This window comes from Actinoplanes palleronii, from assembly GCF_016862315.1.
Taxonomy (GTDB): Bacteria; Actinomycetota; Actinomycetes; order Mycobacteriales; family Micromonosporaceae; genus Actinoplanes; species Actinoplanes palleronii.
The window spans coordinates 1-18,486 of record NZ_BOMS01000189.1 but is presented as its reverse complement, the minus strand read 5'-3'; the positions used below and the strand labels follow the sequence as shown (position 1 = coordinate 18,486).

The window sequence follows — 18,486 nt, the reverse complement described above, 5'->3', positions numbered from 1 at the left end:
CGACACTCGTCGATGCACAGCAACCTATCGCGCCGTTAACACGCCCGCAACATCGATGAACGCCGACCCCTGAGAGTCCCCGGCTGGTCCTGAGGGGTGTCTCACCATGCCGGAGGCACCCCTCAGGACCAGCCAGCCACTCGGAGGCGCGCTGCGGTCCGGGGTGGGTGCGGTCTGGCGGCAGGTCAGGTCAGGAACAGCACCAGCGCGACGGTGGCCGCGAAGACCACGATGGTCCAGCGCAGCACCTCGGACGGCAGCCGCCGGGCGATCCGCGCGCCGACGAAGCCGCCGACGATGGTGGCCGGTGCCAGCACCGCGACCACCGCCCAGTTGACCGGGCCGAACGCGCTGTAGAGCAGCACCGTGGTGGCGCCGACCACCGCCGAGAAGACGTTCTTGAGGGCGCTGATCCGGCGCAGCGGCTCGTCGAGGACCAGGGCCAGCGCGGCGATCAGCAGCACGCCCATGGCCGCGTTGAAGTAGCCGCCGTAGAGGCCGCAGAGGAACACCGCGAGCTGGGTCAGCAGCGCGGCCTTGCGCGGCGAGTTGTCCTTGGGGTGGCCGGCCAGCGCCCGCAGCCGGTTCTGGAACGCCATCATCAGCGCCGCCCCGAGCAGCAGGAACGGCACCACCACGTCGAACACCGAGCGCGGCGTGAACAGCAGCAGCGCGCTCCCGCACAGCGTGCCGGCGATCACGGTGGGGATGATGCGCAGGACCCGGCGGCCCTGGCCGGCCAGGTCGGGGCGGCTGCCGACCGCGCTGGCCGCGTAGCCCGGCGCGACCGACAGGGCGTTGCTGACGTTCGCGGCCACCCCGGGCAGGCCGAGCCCGACCAGCAGCGGGAAGGTGATCAACGAGCCGCCGCCGGCGATGGCGTTCACCGTGCCGGCCAGCAGGCCGCCGCCGAACAGCAGGAAGACCTCGCCGGGAGTCATGTGCGGCCACTGCCTTCCGTCGATCGGGCGGCCAGGCTAACCCGGCCCTCGGACGGCTGGTTGCCGTGGGCCGACGACTGTGACCAGGTAGATTCGCCCGATGCCGTTCGCCGACCAGTTGATCAACAGGCAAGCCGCCACGAGTCTGCGCGACGCCGTCCGGGGTGTCGTGCCCGGGGCGGATCTGCCCCGCCTGACCGAGGCGGCCGGTGGGCTCGACGGGCTGGCGCTGCGTGAGCGTGCCGACCTGCTGCGCGACGCGCTGCTCACCGACCTGCCCGGGAGCTACCCCGAGCTGGCGCGGATCGTGCGGGCCGCGCGGGACACCGACCCGGCGTTCACCGGCTGGCTGATCTGGCCGGTGACCAGCGCGATCGCCACCCGGGCGGTGCGGGACGGGTCGGACGGGGCGTTCGACGACGCGATGGCGCTGCTGGCCGAGCTCACCGGGCGGCTCACCGCGGAGTTCGCGATCCGGGTGCTGCTGCGCCACGACGTGGACCGGGCGCTGGTGATCGCGCAGGGCTGGACCGGCAGCGCGGACCCGGACGTACGGCGGCTCGCCTCCGAGGGCACCCGGCCGTACCTGCCCTGGTCGACCCGGGTGCCGGCGCTGATCACCCGGGCCGGGGCCACCGTGCCGCTGCTCGACGCGCTGTACCGCGATGACAGCGACTACGTCCGGCGCTCGGTCGCCAACCACCTCAACGACCTCAGCCGTGACCACGCCGACCTGGTCGTCGCGGCGGCCCGGCGCTGGCTCGCCGAGCCGGACGTGAACACCGGCGCGGTCGTCCGGCACGGGCTGCGCACGCTGATCAAGAAGGGTCACCCGGACGCGCTGGCGACGCTCGGGTTCGCGCCGGCCAGCATCGACGTCGAGGGCCCGGTCCTGCGGGACGACACGGTGGCGCTGGGCGGGCTGCTCGGCTTCAGCGCGACCCTGCACAACACCGGGAGCGAGCCGGCCCGGCTGGCCGTCGACTACGTCGTCTACCACCGCAAGGCCGACGGTTCGCAGAGCGGGAAGACGTTCAAACTGGCCACCCGCACGCTGCAGCCGGGCGAGACGGTCACGGTGGCGCGCGAGCACTCGTTCCGGTTGATCACCACCCGGCGCTACCACCTGGGCGAGCACGCGGTTGCGCTTCAGGTCAACGGAGTGGCGACCGCGCGAGCGGTGTTTCATCTGGTAGACACAATGAACACAATGGACACTGATGGTTAGTGTCGACCGATAGTGATGGGCGTGGCCGGGCGGCACTCCAGTCGCCGGCGGAAGGAGGCCCAGCGCCATCATGGTCGTACGAAAGCTTCTGGCCGTCGCCGGTCTGATCCTGGCGGCCGCGCCCGGTCAAGCGGCCTGGGCCGCGACCCCGTCGCCCGGGAAGGTCATCGACCGGCCGGTGCCGACCACCGGCTGTGGCAAACGCCCGCCGGTCCCGGCCGGGGTGGCCACCACGCGGACCGTGGTCAGCGGCGGGATCAGCCGGACCTATCTGCTGCACCTGCCCGCCGGATATCGGCCGGGCCGGGCCACGCCGGTGGTGCTGTCCTTCCACGGGCGCACCCGCACCAGCGAGTACCAGCGGGAACTCACCGGGATGGACGGGCTGAACGCGATCGTCGCCTATCCGCAGGGCACGATCGGCACCGACGGGGCGCCGTCGTTCCAGGGCGCGCCGTACTCGTCCGGGGTCGACGACGTGCTGTTCACCAGCGACCTGCTCACCCAGCTGCAGCGCGGGCTGTGTGTCGACCCGGCGCGGATCTACGTCTCCGGCAAGTCCAACGGCGGCGGCTTCGCGGGGCTGCTGTCCTGCCGGCTGGCCGGTCGGATCGCCGCGTCTGCCCAGGTCAGCGGTGCTTTTTACCCGCAGGGTGGTGTGTGTGAGCCGTCCCGCCCGACACCGATCATCGAGTTCCACGGTGCGGCCGACACCACCATTCCGTACGGTGGGAATGCCACCAAGGGTCTCCCGCCGATCGCGGACTGGCTTGCCGGTTGGGCCGCCCGCAACCGCTGCCTGGCCGGCCCGGTGACCAGCACACCGGTCGCCGGAGTGACCCGGTCCGTGTGGCTGCGGTGCGCCGCGGCGGTCGAGCACTACCGGATCGGCGACCTCGGTCACACCTGGCCCAGCACCACGCCGAACCCGGATTCGGCCACGCCTACGGTGATCGACGCGACCCCGCTGATCTGGAAGTTCTTCCGCGACCATCGCCTTGCGAACTGTGGAGCCGGGTTCACGCACTGAACCCGACCACCCGAAACGTGTGGGGACCTGCCGGGGGCACGGCAGGTCCCCACACCCATGCTCAGGTCTGGCCGGCCCGCGGCGCGTGGAAGCCGGCGCCGGTGCCGGCTTTGAACCGGAACGTCTTGTGGGTGCCGTCGCAGAACGGCTTGACCGCGGACTTGCCGCATCGGCACAGGGCGACGGTGTCGCGGCCCGGGTCGATCGTCGCGCCGTCCGGTGTCTGCAGGACGAAATCGCCGCGGACGATCAGCGGGCCGTCCTCGTAGGGAGTGATGCTCGTGGTCATGTCGGATAAGTCTCCGTTTCGCGGCTCCGCAAACGGGCATCCGGCGGCCCATGAAACTGCCGTCACCTCGAGGTTCTCTCTCCAGCACCCTGATCGACGCGCTCAACGGCGGCGGGTCGCTGGCCGGCGTGAGCGTGGCGCCGGACGACGACGAGGACCTCCAGCTGTCCCTTTTCGTGTGTTACGAGCTGGCCTACCGCGGGTGGGACGGTGTCGACGACGCCTGGGAGTGGGATCCCGGCCTGCTGCGGGTCCGCGCCGAGCTGGAGCGCGGATTCGAGGAGCGGCTGCACGCGCTGGTGGGCGTACCGGCGCCGGCCGACCCGTCGACGGTTCCGCAGGCGCTGCTCGACATCGTCGCCGCCGACGACGGGCCGGCGCTGTCCAAGTACCTGCGCGGCCAGGCGACCCACGAACAGTTCCGCGAATTCGTCGTCCACCGCTCGGTCTACCACCTGCGCGAGGCCGACCCGCACACGTATGCGATCCCGAGGCTGGCCGGGCGCGCCAAGGCCGCGCTCATCGAGATCCAACTTGATGAGTACGGCGGTGGCGTCACCGGCCGCATGCACCAGGAGCTGTTCAAGCAGACGATGGCCCACTTCGGTCTGGATCTCACGTACGGCGCGCACGTCGGCGCGGTGCCGGCCACCACCCTGGCGGTCAACAACCTGATGTCGTTCTTCGGCCTGCACCGGGCCCGCCGCGGCGCGATCCTCGGGCACCTGGCCGCCTACGAGATGACCTCGTCGCTGCCGAACCGCGCCTACGGCACCGGCCTGCGCCGGCTCGGCGGCGACGCGAGCTCGACCGTCTTCTACGACGAGCACGTCGAGGCGGACGCCGTGCACGAGCAGATCGCGGCACACGACCTGTGTGGCTCGTTCGCCGCCGCGGAGCCGGAACTCGCTGGTCAGGTGCTGTGGGGTGCCCGCTGCGCGCTCGCTGTCGACAACCTGTGGGCGCAGGCCGTGCTGGACGCCTGGGACTCCGATCACACGTCGTTACGCGGTTGGCGGGCCTCGACTACGCTCTGCGCGTGATTGCTGACTACACGTTCTTCAGCCTGTTCTTCGTCCTGCTCATCTGGGGAATCGGGCTCTTCATCACCTACTGGATCATCCGCTTGGCGGTCCGGCACGCCCTCCAGGACTCGGACCTGCGCCGCGCCCGCCAGCGCCCGCCGGGCTACTGACCGCTCATCACTTCCGGTCAACCCCTCTGCGGTACGACCACGGAGCGCCGCAGAGGGGTTGACCGGCGCGGACGCCCACCGCCGCGGCCCCGCCTCGCCCACCCACCCGGCGCCGGCGGGGCGGCGGCGGCCCGCAACCGGGTTGTGCGTGCGCCCGCCGCCCGTGGGTGGGCGGTGGCGGTCCGCGGTCGGGTTGTGCGTGCGGCCGTCGCCCTCGGGTGGCCCGCACCGCCCGCCGGCCGGCCGGTGGCGAGGCGGGCCGTGAACGGGTGGTCACCAGCCGGCGGGGTTGCTGCCGGTTTCGCGGGAGATGCCGGAGCCGGTCTCCGGGAAGGTGCCGAACTGTTTTTCGTGCAGGTGGGCGAAGAAATAGCACATCTCCTCGCACTCGGCGTCCAGCAGCGCGAGCGCCGGGTCGGCGTCGACCGCCTCGTAGAACCGCTGGCCGGCGGCGACGATGAAGCCCCGGCAATACAGGAAGCCGTCGTCCGAGCCGTCCGTGTGCTCGTGGATCTCCGCGCGGTCGATGGTGTGCAGGGTGCGCTCGAGGACCCGGTCGAGGGCGGTCAGCTCGGCGCTCGACAGGCCGGCGCTCAGCTCCCGCAGGTGGGTCAGGAACGGCTCCAGCCAGGTCTCCACCGCGCGGAGCTCGTCGTCGTCCTGTGCCGGGTCGCGCTCGACCAGGGCGCGGCGCAGGTCGGCCTGCTCCGGACCGCAGGCCGCCCACGCCGACTCGATCAGTGCCCAGAAGCGGGTCACGTCGTCATCCGTCATCACACCCGGGACGCTAGCCGCACCCCCCGACAAGAAATCCGGTGCGTCACCAGTGGCCCTTGACGGCCAGGACCGCGCCGGCGACCGGGAAGCCGATCCCGACGGCGGCGGTGAGGACGAGGTGGCCGAGGTTCTCCATGCGGTCGTCGATACGGCTGCTGTCCGGGTCGCCGGGCCGGTATCGCACCGTCACCGCCTTGCCCGCGCCGATCGGCCACGATGACGACAGCGGGCTGGTGATCTGACGGTCCGCGCCGTGCTCGTCGACGTACGTGACGATCGCCGACCGGGCGCCGCTGCCGCGCCGCTGATGGCCGGTCACCGTCCCGGTCACGTGGCTGCCCTCGCGCCGCAGCGCGCGCAGGGACAGTGCTGACCGCACGCCGCGGTAGAGCACGAACACACCGAAGACCATCAGGATCGCCGCGACCGCCATCTGGCCATCCTCGGCCACCGGAGTCCCGCCGTCGACCCGCGGGGCCGATGAATGTGGTTCCGGAACCGGTCGGTGGAAAGCGCCGGTGAGCAGCTTATCGACACCATTCCTGCCAGGTGGGCAAGAATCAGGGTACAGCGTTCGGCGGGATGGTTGTGCTATCTTCGCGTTCCCATTGAGAGGATTGATGGGTGTCGCCTCCTGTACTTGCGGCGAGAGTCAGTCGACGGCTTCGGGGGTTGCCGCAGAGACATCTCATCAAACGGAATGCGCCGTTTTTCATCAGCGCCCGTCGTGGCGTTTCCTTGCTCCCATTATTTCCCCTTGGACGACCTCGAGCAGAGGAGAACAGAAATGACATTTCCGCGCGCCCAAAAACGGATCGGAAAGGTGCTGGCCGTGCTCGGCCTGGCGGCCGCCGGCATCGTCGTCCCGGCCACGCAGGCCCTCGCGATCGACGGCTGCTCCAACGAGGGGCTGAAGAGCGGGTCGGTCGACGACCACGAGATCCGGTACACCCAGTCGACCCGGTACAGCCGGGAGTTCTTCCAGGCCAGGGACCAGTGGAACCCGCTGGGGCGGGTCAAGATCGCGGCGGACACCGGCTCCACGATCAACGACCTGCACGTCAGTGACGTCAACAAGAGCACTGTCACCTGGTCCGGTCGCTGGGAGGCCTCGGCCGGCCAGGACGACATCTATCTGAACGGTCATTTCCTGGCTGGCTACACCTATCCCGAGGTGCGTGGCGTCATCAGTCACGAGCTGGGGCACGCGTTGCGACTCGGCCATTTCGACAACCGCAATGCGCTGATGCACTGCTCCGACAACCGGAATGTGACCGGTCCGCAGACGGCGGACGTCAACAAGTACCACAGCATCTGGGGGTGACGATTATGTCAATGGCGAAGAAATTGTCAGCAATCGGTGTCGTGGCGGCTGCTGTCGCTGTCGGGGCATGGTTCACCGTCCCCTATGAGACGAGCGTCGTGCACGCCACTTATGCCGTCGATCTGGACACGCCGGAATTGGCGGCGGGGTGGGCCGACGACGTGTTCATCGCCGCGGTCGACTCCCAGGAATCGGCCGAGCGGGATGCCGATGGTCTGCTCTACACCCCCTTCCGGGTGACGGTGACGTCGACGCTGCAGGGCAAGGCCGGCGGCGACATCCGGGTGGTGCAGGAGGGCGGTGACGACCCGGTCAGCCGCGAGCGGGTGGTGTTCGACGGCGCCACGGCGCTGGAGCCGGGCAAGACGTACCTGTTCGCCACCCGGCTCTCCGGTCCGGACGGCTGGCACGTGCTGCCGTCGAACTTCACCCCGGTCGAGGTGCCCGGTGGTGCCACGGACCCCGCGGTGAGCCGCTGGACCAGTGCCGTGACCTCGCCGAAGTCGCAGGACACCGTGCACCCGTCGGACGTCGAGAAGGCCTCCGACCCGGCCGCGCTGTATCGCCAGGCCGAGGTCGGCTGAGCCGGTCCGGCGGCGCGGTGCCGAGCATCGCGCCGCCGGACCTCACTCACCCGCGCACTCCTGGGGGTCGATCGTGCGCGAGTCGGGCAGGGCCTTCTCCATCCAGGCCAGCTCCGAGTCGACGTCCGCGCCGGTGAACACGTCGACGTCGCCCGTGGCCGCGTCGTGCACCACGAGCAGGGCCCGTTCGCCCTTGACCGGCGCGGTGCTCGCCCCGCCGAGCGGCAGCTGCGCGTCGCCGGCGGAGAAGGACGCCGGGCCGTTCTCCGGCTTCAGGTAGCGCACCGCGCCGAGGCTCACGGTGAACCGGTCGCCCTGCTTGCTGACCGCCGTGACGTCGCCGACCGCGATGGTCTCGGCGCAGGCCACCACACCCGGGAGACTGCGGCTGCCGGAGCTGTCCGCCGGGTCCGGCGAGGTGTTCCAGAAGTACGTGCCGGCCAGGGCGGCGACGCCCAGGAACCCGGCCGCGGTGGCGAGCAGCCACGGCTGCGCCCACGGCCGCCGAGCCGGGCGCAACGGCACGACCGGGGCGAGCGGGGTCGCCGGGGCGGCGGACAGCTCGGCGCCGAGCGCGGCCAGGCCCTGGCGCAGCGCGGTCACCGTCGCGGTCGCGTCGGCCAGCTCCTGCGTGCCGGCGAGTGCCGCGGTCGGCTGCTCCCCGGTGATGGCGTACATCAGCGCGTCGTCGTTCGACATCTCACACCACTCCCTTCGCGCCCAGCCGGGCCCGCATCTGACCGACCGCGACGTGCAGCCGGCTCTTCACCGTTCCGGGCGCGACACCGAGGACGCCCGCGATCTGCGGGACCGTCAGGTCGGTGTAGAAGCGCAGGACCAGCAGTTGCCGCTGATCCGGCGACAGCTCGTCGAGTTCGCCGGCGACCACCAGGGCGAGATCGCGGTCCCGGTCCGGCATGGTCTCGGCGACACCGGGTGCGCGCAGCGCGACGAGTCGTTGCCGGAGCCGTTCGAGGCGCTGCCGCCCGCGGTGCCAGTCGACCGCGACCCGGGACGCGACCACCGCCGTCCAGGCGGCCGGGTTCGCGATCGGGGTGGCCGGGGACTGTTCCAGCAGCTTGAGCCGCACCTGTTGCACCGCGTCGTCCAGGTCCTGCCACGGCACGCCGCCCATGCTCAGCACCGCCCGGACCCGCCCGGCGTCGTCGCCCCACGGCGGATCGTCCGCCTGCGGTCTGTGCACCGGCTGCCTCATCGGCAATCCCCTCCCGTTGTCCATCAGTGCATAGACGCAGAACTCCGGGGGATCGTTCGCGCGAGGTGACGAGCTGCTTCCCAGGGGTGTCTCCGCGACGCGGAGACACCCCTGGGAGCCAGCCGGGACCTGGGGGCGCGCTGCGGTCCGCGCCGCGGCGGACATGGCGAGGGTACGGGCGGGACGCGGCTCGTAGCCTACGGACGGGCGCTGGTCATTCGTACAATATGGGGGTTAAAGGGACAGGGTGCGGGCCAGGCGGCGGACGGCGATCGTGAGGCAGACGGCGCCCATGGTGGCGAGGTAGAGCGCGGCGACGGCGATCTTCGGGGTCAGGATGCCCAGCGCGGGGTTCCGGAGCAGTTCGATGGCCTGGTAGAGCGGCAGGGCCTGGACCACCAGCTGGACCGGGCGGGGGTAGACCGACAGCGGGTAGAACGTGGTGGCGAACAGGAACATCGGCAGCATGACCAGCTGGACGTACTGCAGGTCGGGCCAGTCGCGCAGCAGGGTGACGACCACGACGCCGGCGGTGGCGAACGCGAACGCGATGAGCGCGGCACCCGGGACCACCAGCAGCGCCCACGGCGAGCGGACCAGACCCAGCGCGGTGATCACCGCGAGGAAGGCGAGGCTCACGAGAGTGCCGCGCAGCACGGCCCAGCCGATCTCGCCGAGCGCGACGTCCCGCTCGGTGAGCGGGGTGGCGAGCATCGATTCGTACGTACGATCCGCCTTGAGCTTGCCGAACATCAGGTACGTGGTCTCGTTCATCGCGCCGTTCATGGCCGCGGTGGCGAGCAGGGCGGGCGCGACGTAGGCGGCGTAGCGGACCGGGTCGCCGCCCGGCACGTCGGTGACCGTGCCGACCAGCACGCCGATGCCGACCCCGATCGAGAGCAGGTACAGGATCGGCTCGAAGATCTCGGCGAGCAGCACGTACCAGGTGTGCTTGTAGATCATCAGGTTGCGCTCGATGAGCACGGCGGCGGTCACGCGGTCAGCCTCCGGGTGTAGGCGCGCCGGGCGGCCAGGTAACCGGCGGCGGTCAGCGCGAGCAGGACGGTCAGGTGGATCGCGGCCCGGCCGGTGCCGCGGCACAGCTCGGTGCCGTGCCAGAGCGGGCTGAACCAGACCACCTTCTGCAACCAGCCCGGCAGCTGCCCGGTGGGGAAGAACGTGCCGGAGAACATGTAGAGCGGCATGATCACGAAGCGGAAGACCGCGGTGAGCTGGGCGGGTCGCTCGGCGGTCACGGCGTACGCGGAGAGCGGAGCGGCGAACGCCAGCGCGGTGAGCACGGCGCCGGCCAGGGCCCGCGGCGCGTCGCCCGGGGTGACCGCGCCGAAGGTGACCAGGACCAGCAGGATCGCGCCGGCATCGGTCAGCGCCCGGAACGCGGTGGTCGGCTCGTCGAGCAGGACCAGATCCGGCTCGTTGACCAGAGACCGTGCGATGGTCAAGCGCCGCCGCATGCCGCCGGAGAGTTCTTGTACGCGGCTGGCCCGCTTGTCGGTGAGCCGGGCGAACTCGAGCAGCCGGTCGGTCCGCTCCCGGATCAGCGCCCGGGGCAGCCCGAAGTACCGCCCGTAGATCAGGATGTTCTCCTCGACGGTCAGCTCGGTGTCCAGGGTGTCGTCCTGCGGCACCGACCCGATCCGCGCCTTGATCGCCTTGCGCGCGGTGGCCGCGTCCCGGCCGAGGATCTCCAGTTCACCGCCGGAGCGCGGCGAGACGCACCCGATCATCCGCATGGTGGTGGACTTCCCGGCCCCGTTCGGCCCGAGGAACCCGAACGCCTCACCCCGCCGCACCTCGAAGTTGATGCCGGCGACCGCGGTGTAGGGCGGCGGCCCGTCGTAGGTCTTGGTCAGTCCCCGCGCCCGAACCAGGGCCGCTGCGTCATCCACGACCGCACGCTATTAGTTCTGAACTTAGACGCGCAAGAAGATAACCAAACACTGGAAATATCGAACTTCTTGTCCTGAGGGGATTCGGTAGGGGAGGGGCCTGGCGAAGCTCGGCATAGTCACTTTCTTTACTATGCAACTCGTTGTACGGTGACGCCCATGACGGCGACTCGCTTCCCGACGCTGCTGAGCCCGCTGGACCTCGGCCACACTGTGCTGCGGAACCGCGTGGTGATGGGCTCGATGCACACCAAGCTCGAAGACCGCGAGCGTGACCTGCCCAAACTCGCCGCGTTCTTCGCCGAGCGGGCCAAGGGCGGCGTCGGCCTGATGGTCACCGGCGGGTACGCGCCCACCTGGCGCGGCTGGCTGTCCCCGTTCGGCAGCACGATGGCCACCGGGCGGCACGCCGGCGCGCACCGGGTGGTGACCGACGCGGTGCACGAGCACGACGGCAAGATCCTGCTGCAGGTGCTGCACGCCGGGCGGTACTCGTACCACCCGTTCAGCCTGGGCGCGTCGAGCAAGAAGTCGCCGATCACCCCGTTCCGCCCGCGCGCCATGTCGACCCGGCAGGTCGACCGGACCGTGTCCAGCTTCGCCCGGGCCGCGCAGCTCGCGAAGCGGGCCGGGTACGACGGCGTCGAGATCATGGGCTCCGAGGGCTACCTGATCAACCAGTTCCTGGCCGCGCGGACCAACGACCGCACCGACGCGTGGGGCGGCTCGCCGGCGGCCCGGATGCGGTTCCCGATCGAGGTGGTCCGGCGCACCCGGGACCTGGTCGGCGACGACTTCATCGTGCAGTACCGGATCAGCCTGCTCGACCTGGTCGACAACGCGCAGTCCTGGGACGAGACCGTCGAGCTGGCCCGCGAGCTGCAGACCGCCGGGGTGTCGCTGTTCAACACCGGGATCGGCTGGCACGAGGCGCGGGTGCCGACCATCGTCACCTCGGTGCCGGCCGGCGCCTTCACCTGGGTCACCCGGAAGCTGCGCGACGAGGTGTCGATCCCGGTCATCGCGTCCAACCGGATCAACCGGCCGGAGAGCGCCGAGCAGATCCTCGCCGCCGGGGACGCCGACCTGGTGTCGATGGCCCGGCCGCTGCTGGCCGACGCCGAGTGGGTGGGCAAGGCCGCGCAGGGGCGGGAACGCGAGATCATCACGTGCATCGCCTGCAACCAGGCCTGTCTCGACCACACGTTCGGCAATCAGCGGGCCACCTGCATGCTCAATCCGCGCGCCGGGTTCGAGACGGAACTCGTGCTGCTTCCCACCCGTACCGTGAAAAGGTTTGCGGTTGTCGGCGCTGGACCGGCGGGCCTGGCCGCGGCGGTCGAGCTGGCCGGGCGTGGCCACAAAGTTGATCTCTTCGAGGCCGGTGACACGATCGGTGGTCAGTTCCGGCTGGCCGCGCGGATCCCGGGCAAGGAGGAGTTCGCCCGCACCCTCGACTACTACCGCCACATGATCGAGATCCGCGGTGTCACCCTGCACCTCGGCACGCGGGCCGGCGTCGACGACCTGGCCGGCTTCGACGAGGTGGTCCTCGCCACCGGGGTGAGCCCCCGGATCCCGGCCATCCCCGGGGTCGACCACCCGAAGGTGCTCACCTACCAGCAGCTCATCGACGGTGCGCCGGCCGGTGACCGGGTCGCGATCATCGGGGCCGGCGGGATCGGCTTCGACGTCGGCGAGTTCCTGCTGCACGACTCGGACGAGTCCGCCGAGGACTGGATGCTCCGCTGGGGCGTCACCGACCCGGCGACGTCGCGCGGCGGCCTGGCCACCAAGGTCAAGACCCCGGCCCGCCGCGAGGTCCACCTGCTGCAACGCAAGGACACCGGGCTCGGCAAGGGCCTGGGCAAGACCACCGGGTGGGTGCACCGCGCGACGCTGAAGGACGACGGCGTGCAGATGTTGCGCGGCGTCGAGTACCTGCGGATCGACGACGAGGGCCTGCACATCGCGGTGGGCGAGGTCCGCCGGACACTCGCGGTGGACACCGTGGTGCTGGCCGCAGGACAGATTTCGGTACGGGAGCTGGTCGCGCCCCTCGAGGAACGCGGCGTCCGGGTGCACGTCATCGGTGGCGCCGACGTGGCCGCCGAATTGGACGCCAAGCGGGCCATCAAGCAGGCCACCGAACTCGCCGCCCGGCTGTGAGAAGCGCTGTCAAGAACGTGGAGAAGACCGTGAGATATGTGACCGTCCAGGTGGACAACGGCATCGCGCAGGTGCGGCTGAACCGTCCGGACAAGCTGAACGCGCTGGTCCTGGACACCCTCTACGAGCTGATCGCGGTCGCCCGGCAGCTGCGCAAGGACCGCACCGTACGCGCCGTGGTGATCGCCGGGGAGGGCGCGTCGTTCACCGCCGGGCTCGACATCGCCGGCACGATGCGCAGCCCGGGCCGGATCGTGCGGGCGTTCGTCCCGGCGCCGTGGCGCGGCACCAACGTGTTCCAGGAGGCCTGCTGGGCGTGGCGGCGGATCCCGGTCCCGGTGATCGCCGCGGTGCACGGCCACTGCTACGGCGGCGGCGTGCAGATCGCCCTCGCCGCCGACCTGCGGTTCGCCACCCCCGACTCGAAGTGGTCGGTGATGGAGGGCAAGTGGGGCATCATCCCGGACATGACCGGCATGCGCAGCCTCACCGAGGTGGTCGGCATCGACGTGGCCAAGAAGCTGACGATGACCGCCGAGCAGTTCAGCGGCGCCGACGCCGACCGCCTCGGCCTGGTCACCGAGCTGCACGACGACCCGATCAAGGCCGCGACCGCGTTCGCCGAGAGCCTGCTGCCCAAGTCGCCGGACGCCCTCGCCGCCGCCAAGCGCCTGATCGACAGGGCGCAGACCGGCAGCGCCCGGCGCACGTTCGCCCGGGAACGCTGGGAGCAGATCCGGCTGCTGCGCCTGCCGAACACCGCGGCGCTGCGCCGCGCCGTCCTGAAGAAGGAGTCCCCGGTCTTCGGCCCGCGGGCCCGTAGGATCCGTCCGTGGCACTGAGGAACGCCGTGCTGGCGGCGCTGATCGACCGGGAATCCTCCGGGTACGACCTCGCCAAACGGTTCCGGGTCTCGGTCGCCAACTTCTGGACCGCCACGCCGCAGCAGCTCTACCGCGAACTCGAGAAGATGGAGTCCGAGGGGCTGCTCGCCGCCCGGGTGGTCCACCAGGACAAGCGCCCGGACAAGCGGATCTTCTCGGTCACCGACGCCGGGCGGGCGGCGCTGCGCGCGTTCACCACCCAGCCGCCGAAGCCGACAACGGTCCGCGACGAGCTGCTGGTGCAGGTCGAGGCGCTGGCGCACGCCGACGTGCCGAGCGTCCGCGGCTCGATCGTCTCGCACCTGGAGCAGAGCCGGCAGCGGCTGGCGACCTACGAGCGGTCGCTCGCCGAGATCCTGGGCAGCCGCAGCCACGAGGAGTTCCTGGCCACCGGCAACCGGCTCGGGCCGTACCTGACCCTGCACCGGGGGATCAGCTTCGAGCGGGAGAACATCGCCTGGGGTGAGCTGGCGCTCAGGGTGCTGGATCGCCGCTTCCCCGCCCGGTAAGTCTCAAGGACCCGGTGTTCCGGTCGAAGTAACCGCCATGGTGTCGCAGGTGCAGACTCTCCGGGCCGGGGCCGCGGAACGTGACCTCGAGGCGGAGCTGGAAGCCATCGAGGAACGGCCGCGTCTCAGCCTTGACCCGAGTCAGGTGCTCGACCAGGTACGCGGACTCGTGGTCCAGGCGCAGCTGCTGGGCCGGGACGACCTGTGCCATCGGACCCGGCTGGTCGAGGCCGACCTGCTCGGCCGGATGGGTGACGTGCCGGCCGCGGCCCGCATCCTGCACGACGTGCACACCTGGGCGGTCACCCACCAGGACCCCCGGGTGCTCGTGCTGAGCAGCCTGCGCCTGTCGCTCTTCTTCGGCCAGGTCGGCGACTACGCCGCGGCGCTGGAGCACGCGGTGCTCGCGATGGAGTCGGTCGACGTGCTGGTGCCGGCCGCCTCGATCATGCTGCGGTTCCGGTGCATGATGGCGCTGGCCAACGCGTACGGCGACATGGGTGACTTCGCGGCCGCGCGAGAGCGCTACGCCGACGCGGAACGGCTGTCCGCCGAGGTCCCGGAGCCGCTGGCGCACCTCAGGCTGCTGAACAACGTCGCCTTCACCGAGCTGCAGAGCGGTGACGTCGCGGCGTCCGCCCAGACGGTGACCCGGATTCTGGCACACGCCACCCGGCACGACCTGGTGATCGACGAGGCGATCCGGGAGACGATCGCCAGAATCAGGCTGTCCACCGGCCGCGCGGCCGAGGCGATCGAGATCCTGCTGCCGATCGTCCGCAAGGCGGACAGCGAACGGTACGACGAGGTCGACTCGGGCGCCGCCTGCCTGGTGACGCTGGCCGCCGCCTACCGGGCGGCCGGTGATCTGGAACGGGCGGAGACGGCTCTGCGCCGGTGTCGGCAACTGTGTGCCGACCGGGGACTGGTCTCCGTCGACGTCGAGGCGCAACGGGAACAGGCGGAGGTGCTGGCGGCCGGTGGGCGGTTCGAGGAGGCACTCGCCGCGTACAAGGATTTCTACGCCGCGTCGATGCAGCTGAACACGGTGCAGCGGGACGCCCGGGCCCGGGTGCTGCAGGCGATGTACGAGACCGGTGAGGCCCGCCGGCTGGGGGAGCAGGCCCGCGAGTTGTCGCTGCGGGATCCGCTCACCGGCCTCTACAACCGGCGCTTCGTCGACGCCGAGCTGCCGCTGCTGTTTTGCCGGGCCGCCGAGAGCGGCACCTCGCTCTCGCTGGCCGTCGTCGACCTCGACCACTTCAAACGGATCAACGACACGTGCTCGCACGAGGCCGGCGACCAGGTGCTGCAGCGGGTCGCCGAGCTGCTCGACGCCCGCGCGCAGACCCTGGCCGGCTCGTTCGCCGCCCGGCTCGGCGGGGAGGAGTTCCTGCTGGTCATGCCGGGCACCGGCGAGGACGAGGCGATGACCCGGATGCGGGCGCTGTGCCAGTCGATCCGGGAGCACGACTGGCGGCCGGTCACCGGGGCCGTACCGGTCACCGCGAGCGTCGGGGTCAGCAGCTTCCGCGACGGCCACGACACCGAGACGGACCTGCTGCGCGAGGCGGACGCCCTGCTCTACCGATCGAAAGCGGACGGCCGGGACCGGGTGACCGGCCCCGCGGTGGCGGCCGGTTATCGTTCCCCATGATCAGTTCTCCGGAGTTCGAGACCTTCGGACCCTGGATCCATCGGGTGCGTGCCGCGTCCGACCTGCCCCGGCTCTACCGGGACAGCGGCATCAACCCCGCCGCGTGCCGTCTGGTGCTCAAGGTGCCCCGCAACATCGACCGCCGCCACGCGACGCCCGACATGCACCTGTACGACCAGTTGATCGCGGTCGAACCGGAGACGCTGACCGTGCTGACCCGGCACGGCGACGGGTACGGCACCGTCCGGCTGCCCCTGGACCGGATCGTCGCGATCGAGCACAGCACCCGGATGCTCGACGGCCGGCTGATCCTGCACACCGCGGAGTCCGGGCCGGTCGTGATCACCTACAACGGCGCGTCGCAGGAGCTGGTCGAGGACCTGGTCCTGGTGCTGCGGGAGACCTACCTGCCGTTCGGGCCGGCGCCGGTGGTGGCCGGGTCACACCCGGAGGCGTACCTGGGGGTGCAGGACGGGGCGCTGGTCACCGCGTACCGCCGGACGGTGGCCCGGGAGCCGGGGATGCGTCTCTACAGCGCGGTGTACCGGCGGCCGGTCACGCCGGTGCTGGTCCGGCAGCGGCTCTGGCCCGCGACGCTGCACGCCTCGATCGTGCTGGCCGACGACCGGGAACTCCAGGTGATCCACCGGCGCGACTGGTTCTCCCGGGGCGGGGACGACCACTCGCTCGCGCTGACCGTGCTGCCCCGGCTGCGGATCAGCGGCTACGAGCTGGAGCCGCACCACCGGTACCGGGGTGTGTCGACGGTGACCCTGCACGCCGCCGGGGCGACCCTGCTGGCCTTCCCGATGCCGGACGGGCCGGAGGTGGCCGCCTTCCTCACCGCCCTGGGCGTCGAGCCGGCCCAGGACGCGGGCTGGTCGTGAGGGGTGTCTCGGGGGCCCGGAGGGACCCCTGAGGGCCAGCCGGGGTCAGGTGGCGACGGGCTCCGGGCCGAGGGTGGAGGCGGAGGCCGGGACGACGCTCGGTGCCGTTTCGTCGTCGAGGCGGACCTGGTAGCTGACCGGCGCGCCGGACGCCGCCCAGTCGACGCCGACCACCGTGCCGCATCGGCCGGCGACGTGCACCCGGGAGCCCGGTGGCTGCCCGTCGTACGGCTCGACCAGCAGCGCGTCGAGGATGTGCCGGGCGCCGTCGAGCGAACCGCGCAGGCTCCGGGAGCGCAACTCCCCGCCGAGGGTGATCGCGGCGTCGCGGACCTGCCGGTCGGCGTTTCCCTCCCCGGCGGTGAGAGCGGCCTCCACGCGGGCCCACAGCCGCCACCCGTCCTGCTCGAGCAACTGGCGGGCGGCCCGGTCGAGCCCGGCACAGGAGATGTCCACGGCCGCCTCCTCGCCGAGCTCGGCGGCCCAGGCGAGCTCGTCGGGCTGGGGCAGCAGGGCCGGTGACTCGTGCATCAGGACCGCGTACAACATGGCGATCGTGGTCTCGCGGCCCTCGCCGGCATACAGCGGACCGTGCCCGTCGGCCTCGCGCAGCGGCGGGAACCGCCGGACCAGGTGCGCGGCCCGGCCGAGCGGAAGCTCGGCGGCCAACCGGGTGTCACTCACCCGGGCGTGGAACGTGCGGTGTTCGCGGGCAGCGAACATCCAGGCCCGGTGCTCGTCGCCACCGACCGGGAAACGGGCCTCGTGCCGGCGGCCCACCGGAGCGGGCACTTGGGCTGCGAGCAGGCGGGCAGCGACCGAATAGGCCACGCCGAGCTCAGCCGCCAGGGCCCGGACGGCCCGTTTGCGGGCGCGGTCGGGTGCGGCTCGTCGGCTGTGCTCTCCGGTCATCGTTGCCTCCCTCACCCATCCTAGGTCTGATCCGTTGTACGCTCGAAGGGCAGCGCGCCTGCACGAGCGTTGCGCGGCTCCCCACGCGGGTCGCGCGGCAACGCCAAGAGGCTTCGACTCAGCGCACGCAGTTCCGGTCCGTTTCCGTGCGTCCGCGCGCGTTGCCTTGGGCGGGGTGCGTGGGGCTTTGCTGCGAGGACGTGAGTGACGTGTTCGAACGGTTCACCGACCGTGCCCGCCGAGTTGTCGTCCTGGCCCAGGAAGAGGCCCGGATGCTCAACCACAACTACATCGGGACAGAGCACATCCTGCTCGGCCTGATCCACGAGGGTGAGGGCGTCGCCGCCAAGGCCCTGGAGAGTCTGGGCATCTCCCTCGAGGGCGTCCGTCAGCAGGTCGAGGAGATCATCGGCCAGGGTCAGCAGGCGCCGAGCGGGCACATCCCGTTCACGCCGCGGGCCAAGAAGGTGCTGGAGCTCTCGCTGCGCGAGGCCCTGCAGCTCGGCCACGACTACATCGGCACCGAACACATCCTGCTCGGCCTGATCCGGGAGAACGAGGGCGTCGCCGCCCAGGTCCTGGTGAAGCTCGGCGCCGACCTGGGCCGGGTCCGCCAGCAGGTGCTCCAGCTGATCTCGGGGCACGTCGGCAAGGAGCCGGCCGCCGCCCCGGCCGGAGAGGCCGCACCGGCCAGCTCCGCACTGCTCGACCAGTTCGGCCGCAACCTCACCCAGGACGCCCGGGACGGCAAGCTCGACCCGGTCATCGGCCGGGAGAAGGAAATCGAGCGGGTCATGCAGGTGCTGTCCCGCCGCCGGAAGAACAACCCGGTGCTGGTCGGCGAACCCGGTGTCGGCAAGACCGCGGCGGTGGAGGGCCTCGCCCAGGCCATCGTCAGCGGCGACGTCCCGGAGACGCTGAAGGACAAGCACGTCTACAGCCTCGACATGGGCGCCCTGGTGGCCGGCTCGCGG

The 18,486-nt window shown here is 71.2% G+C and carries 21 protein-coding genes; 12 read left to right on the top strand and 9 right to left on the bottom strand.

The genetic code is table 11. The annotated features are described in order from the left end of the window. Positions 1–185 precede the first annotated feature (185 nt). Complete coding sequence (locus tag Apa02nite_RS49320; protein WP_203831341.1) at positions 186–941, bottom strand: sulfite exporter TauE/SafE family protein; 756 nt, start codon at positions 939–941, stop codon at positions 186–188. A gap of 100 nt (positions 942–1,041) precedes the next feature. Here Apa02nite_RS49320 and Apa02nite_RS49315 point away from each other — a divergent pair, with 100 nt between their 5' ends. Both Apa02nite_RS49315 and Apa02nite_RS49310 read left to right on the top strand, forming a co-directional pair. After that, positions 1,042–2,169 (top strand): DNA alkylation repair protein, encoded by a 1,128-nt coding sequence (locus tag Apa02nite_RS49315; protein WP_203831340.1) that lies wholly within the window; start codon positions 1,042–1,044, stop codon positions 2,167–2,169. Between the two features lie 70 nt (positions 2,170–2,239). Continuing rightward, a complete protein-coding gene (locus Apa02nite_RS49310; RefSeq protein WP_203831339.1) occupies positions 2,240–3,199 on the top strand; it encodes a CE1 family esterase in 960 nt (319 codons plus the stop codon). 61 nt (positions 3,200–3,260) lie between these two features. Here the strand turns inward: Apa02nite_RS49310 and Apa02nite_RS49305 are convergent, their stop codons facing one another. After that, entirely contained in the window at positions 3,261–3,488 is a 228-nt protein-coding gene (locus Apa02nite_RS49305; RefSeq protein WP_203831338.1) for a CDGSH iron-sulfur domain-containing protein, read from the bottom strand. Positions 3,489–3,538: 50 nt separating this feature from the next. Here Apa02nite_RS49305 and Apa02nite_RS49300 point away from each other — a divergent pair, with 50 nt between their 5' ends. Both Apa02nite_RS49300 and Apa02nite_RS49295 read left to right on the top strand, forming a co-directional pair. Further along, positions 3,539–4,531, top strand: a complete 993-nt coding sequence (locus Apa02nite_RS49300; RefSeq protein ID WP_203831337.1) for an iron-containing redox enzyme family protein — start codon at positions 3,539–3,541, stop codon at positions 4,529–4,531. Beyond that, positions 4,528–4,683: a hypothetical protein gene (locus tag Apa02nite_RS49295; protein ID WP_157441240.1), complete on the top strand. Its 156-nt coding sequence runs from the start codon at positions 4,528–4,530 to the stop codon at positions 4,681–4,683. The genes Apa02nite_RS49300 and Apa02nite_RS49295 overlap by 4 nt, the downstream gene beginning before the upstream one ends. Before the next feature lie 273 nt (positions 4,684–4,956). Here Apa02nite_RS49295 and Apa02nite_RS49290 read toward each other — a convergent pair whose 3' ends face one another. Together Apa02nite_RS49290 and Apa02nite_RS49285 are read right to left on the bottom strand one after the other, a co-directional pair. Continuing rightward, positions 4,957–5,457 (bottom strand): DUF4240 domain-containing protein, encoded by a 501-nt coding sequence (locus Apa02nite_RS49290; RefSeq protein ID WP_203831348.1) that lies wholly within the window; start codon positions 5,455–5,457, stop codon positions 4,957–4,959. 46 nt (positions 5,458–5,503) lie between these two features. Next, complete coding sequence (locus tag Apa02nite_RS49285) at positions 5,504–5,893, bottom strand: DUF3592 domain-containing protein (RefSeq protein WP_203831336.1); 390 nt, start codon at positions 5,891–5,893, stop codon at positions 5,504–5,506. A gap of 354 nt (positions 5,894–6,247) precedes the next feature. On the opposite strand from Apa02nite_RS49285, the gene Apa02nite_RS49280 reads away from it, so the two are divergent. Next, positions 6,248–6,784 carry a zinc metalloprotease gene (locus Apa02nite_RS49280; protein ID WP_203831335.1) on the top strand — a complete coding sequence of 179 codons (537 nt, stop codon included), beginning with the start codon at positions 6,248–6,250 and terminating at the stop codon, positions 6,782–6,784. 11 nt (positions 6,785–6,795) lie between these two features. Beyond that, positions 6,796–7,368, top strand: coding sequence for a hypothetical protein (locus Apa02nite_RS49275; RefSeq protein ID WP_203831334.1), 573 nt, complete (start codon positions 6,796–6,798; stop codon positions 7,366–7,368). 42 nt (positions 7,369–7,410) lie between these two features. Here the strand turns inward: Apa02nite_RS49275 and Apa02nite_RS49270 are convergent, their stop codons facing one another. From Apa02nite_RS49270 to Apa02nite_RS49255, 4 genes are all read right to left on the bottom strand, one after another. Further along, a complete protein-coding gene (locus tag Apa02nite_RS49270; RefSeq protein ID WP_203831333.1) occupies positions 7,411–8,067 on the bottom strand; it encodes a hypothetical protein in 657 nt (218 codons plus the stop codon). Position 8,068: 1 nt separating this feature from the next. After that, the gene (locus Apa02nite_RS49265; RefSeq protein WP_203831332.1) at positions 8,069–8,572 is read right to left on the bottom strand and encodes an RNA polymerase sigma factor; all 504 of its coding nucleotides are present in this window, start codon (positions 8,570–8,572) and stop codon (positions 8,069–8,071) included. 246 nt (positions 8,573–8,818) lie between these two features. Next, positions 8,819–9,580, bottom strand: coding sequence for an ABC transporter permease (locus tag Apa02nite_RS49260; protein WP_203831331.1), 762 nt, complete (start codon positions 9,578–9,580; stop codon positions 8,819–8,821). Beyond that, positions 9,577–10,494 (bottom strand): ABC transporter ATP-binding protein/permease, encoded by a 918-nt coding sequence (locus Apa02nite_RS49255; protein ID WP_203831330.1) that lies wholly within the window; start codon positions 10,492–10,494, stop codon positions 9,577–9,579. Before Apa02nite_RS49255 ends, Apa02nite_RS49260 begins: the two co-directional genes overlap by 4 nt. 159 nt (positions 10,495–10,653) lie before the next feature. Here Apa02nite_RS49255 and Apa02nite_RS49250 point away from each other — a divergent pair, with 159 nt between their 5' ends. From Apa02nite_RS49250 to Apa02nite_RS49230, 5 genes are read left to right on the top strand one after another with little or no spacing between them, the layout of a single operon-like run. Beyond that, entirely contained in the window at positions 10,654–12,663 is a 2,010-nt protein-coding gene (locus Apa02nite_RS49250) for an NADPH-dependent 2,4-dienoyl-CoA reductase (protein ID WP_203831329.1), read from the top strand. Between the two features lie 29 nt (positions 12,664–12,692). Further along, entirely contained in the window at positions 12,693–13,505 is an 813-nt protein-coding gene (locus Apa02nite_RS49245) for a crotonase/enoyl-CoA hydratase family protein (protein WP_203831328.1), read from the top strand. Continuing rightward, entirely contained in the window at positions 13,496–14,056 is a 561-nt protein-coding gene (locus Apa02nite_RS49240) for a PadR family transcriptional regulator (RefSeq protein WP_203831327.1), read from the top strand. The genes Apa02nite_RS49245 and Apa02nite_RS49240 overlap by 10 nt, the downstream gene beginning before the upstream one ends. 49 nt (positions 14,057–14,105) lie before the next feature. Continuing rightward, on the top strand, positions 14,106–15,713 hold the full coding sequence (locus Apa02nite_RS49235) for a tetratricopeptide repeat-containing diguanylate cyclase (protein ID WP_203831326.1): 1,608 nt from the start codon (positions 14,106–14,108) through the stop codon (positions 15,711–15,713). Further along, positions 15,710–16,600 (top strand): hypothetical protein, encoded by an 891-nt coding sequence (locus Apa02nite_RS49230; protein ID WP_203831325.1) that lies wholly within the window; start codon positions 15,710–15,712, stop codon positions 16,598–16,600. The genes Apa02nite_RS49235 and Apa02nite_RS49230 overlap by 4 nt, the downstream gene beginning before the upstream one ends. 45 nt (positions 16,601–16,645) lie before the next feature. Here Apa02nite_RS49230 and Apa02nite_RS49225 read toward each other — a convergent pair whose 3' ends face one another. Beyond that, positions 16,646–17,512, bottom strand: coding sequence for a hypothetical protein (locus Apa02nite_RS49225; RefSeq protein ID WP_203831324.1), 867 nt, complete (start codon positions 17,510–17,512; stop codon positions 16,646–16,648). Positions 17,513–17,721: 209 nt separating this feature from the next. Between Apa02nite_RS49225 and Apa02nite_RS49220 the strand changes: the two genes are divergently transcribed. Further along, the coding region (locus tag Apa02nite_RS49220) for a Clp protease N-terminal domain-containing protein (protein WP_275412924.1) at positions 17,722–18,486 on the top strand (765 nt) is incomplete at its 3' end.

Excerpts from the sequence above, each read along its gene's own strand:
- Apa02nite_RS49320 (WP_203831341.1), bottom strand. The coding sequence starts at position 941 with ATGACTCCCGGCGAGGTCTTCCTGCTGTTCGGCGGCGGCCTGCTGGCC.
- Apa02nite_RS49315 (WP_203831340.1), top strand. The coding sequence starts at position 1,042 with ATGCCGTTCGCCGACCAGTTGATCAACAGGCAAGCCGCCACGAGTCTG.
- Apa02nite_RS49310 (WP_203831339.1), top strand. The coding sequence starts at position 2,240 with ATGGTCGTACGAAAGCTTCTGGCCGTCGCCGGTCTGATCCTGGCGGCC.
- Apa02nite_RS49305 (WP_203831338.1), bottom strand. The coding sequence starts at position 3,488 with ATGACCACGAGCATCACTCCCTACGAGGACGGCCCGCTGATCGTCCGC.
- Apa02nite_RS49300 (WP_203831337.1), top strand. The coding sequence starts at position 3,539 with ATGAAACTGCCGTCACCTCGAGGTTCTCTCTCCAGCACCCTGATCGAC.
- Apa02nite_RS49290 (WP_203831348.1), bottom strand. The coding sequence starts at position 5,457 with ATGACGGATGACGACGTGACCCGCTTCTGGGCACTGATCGAGTCGGCG.
- Apa02nite_RS49285 (WP_203831336.1), bottom strand. The coding sequence starts at position 5,893 with ATGGCGGTCGCGGCGATCCTGATGGTCTTCGGTGTGTTCGTGCTCTAC.
- Apa02nite_RS49280 (WP_203831335.1), top strand. The coding sequence starts at position 6,248 with ATGACATTTCCGCGCGCCCAAAAACGGATCGGAAAGGTGCTGGCCGTG.
- Apa02nite_RS49275 (WP_203831334.1), top strand. The coding sequence starts at position 6,796 with ATGGCGAAGAAATTGTCAGCAATCGGTGTCGTGGCGGCTGCTGTCGCT.
- Apa02nite_RS49270 (WP_203831333.1), bottom strand. The coding sequence starts at position 8,067 with ATGTCGAACGACGACGCGCTGATGTACGCCATCACCGGGGAGCAGCCG.
- Apa02nite_RS49250 (WP_203831329.1), top strand. The coding sequence starts at position 10,654 with ATGACGGCGACTCGCTTCCCGACGCTGCTGAGCCCGCTGGACCTCGGC.
- Apa02nite_RS49230 (WP_203831325.1), top strand. The coding sequence starts at position 15,710 with ATGATCAGTTCTCCGGAGTTCGAGACCTTCGGACCCTGGATCCATCGG.
- Apa02nite_RS49225 (WP_203831324.1), bottom strand. The coding sequence starts at position 17,512 with ATGACCGGAGAGCACAGCCGACGAGCCGCACCCGACCGCGCCCGCAAA.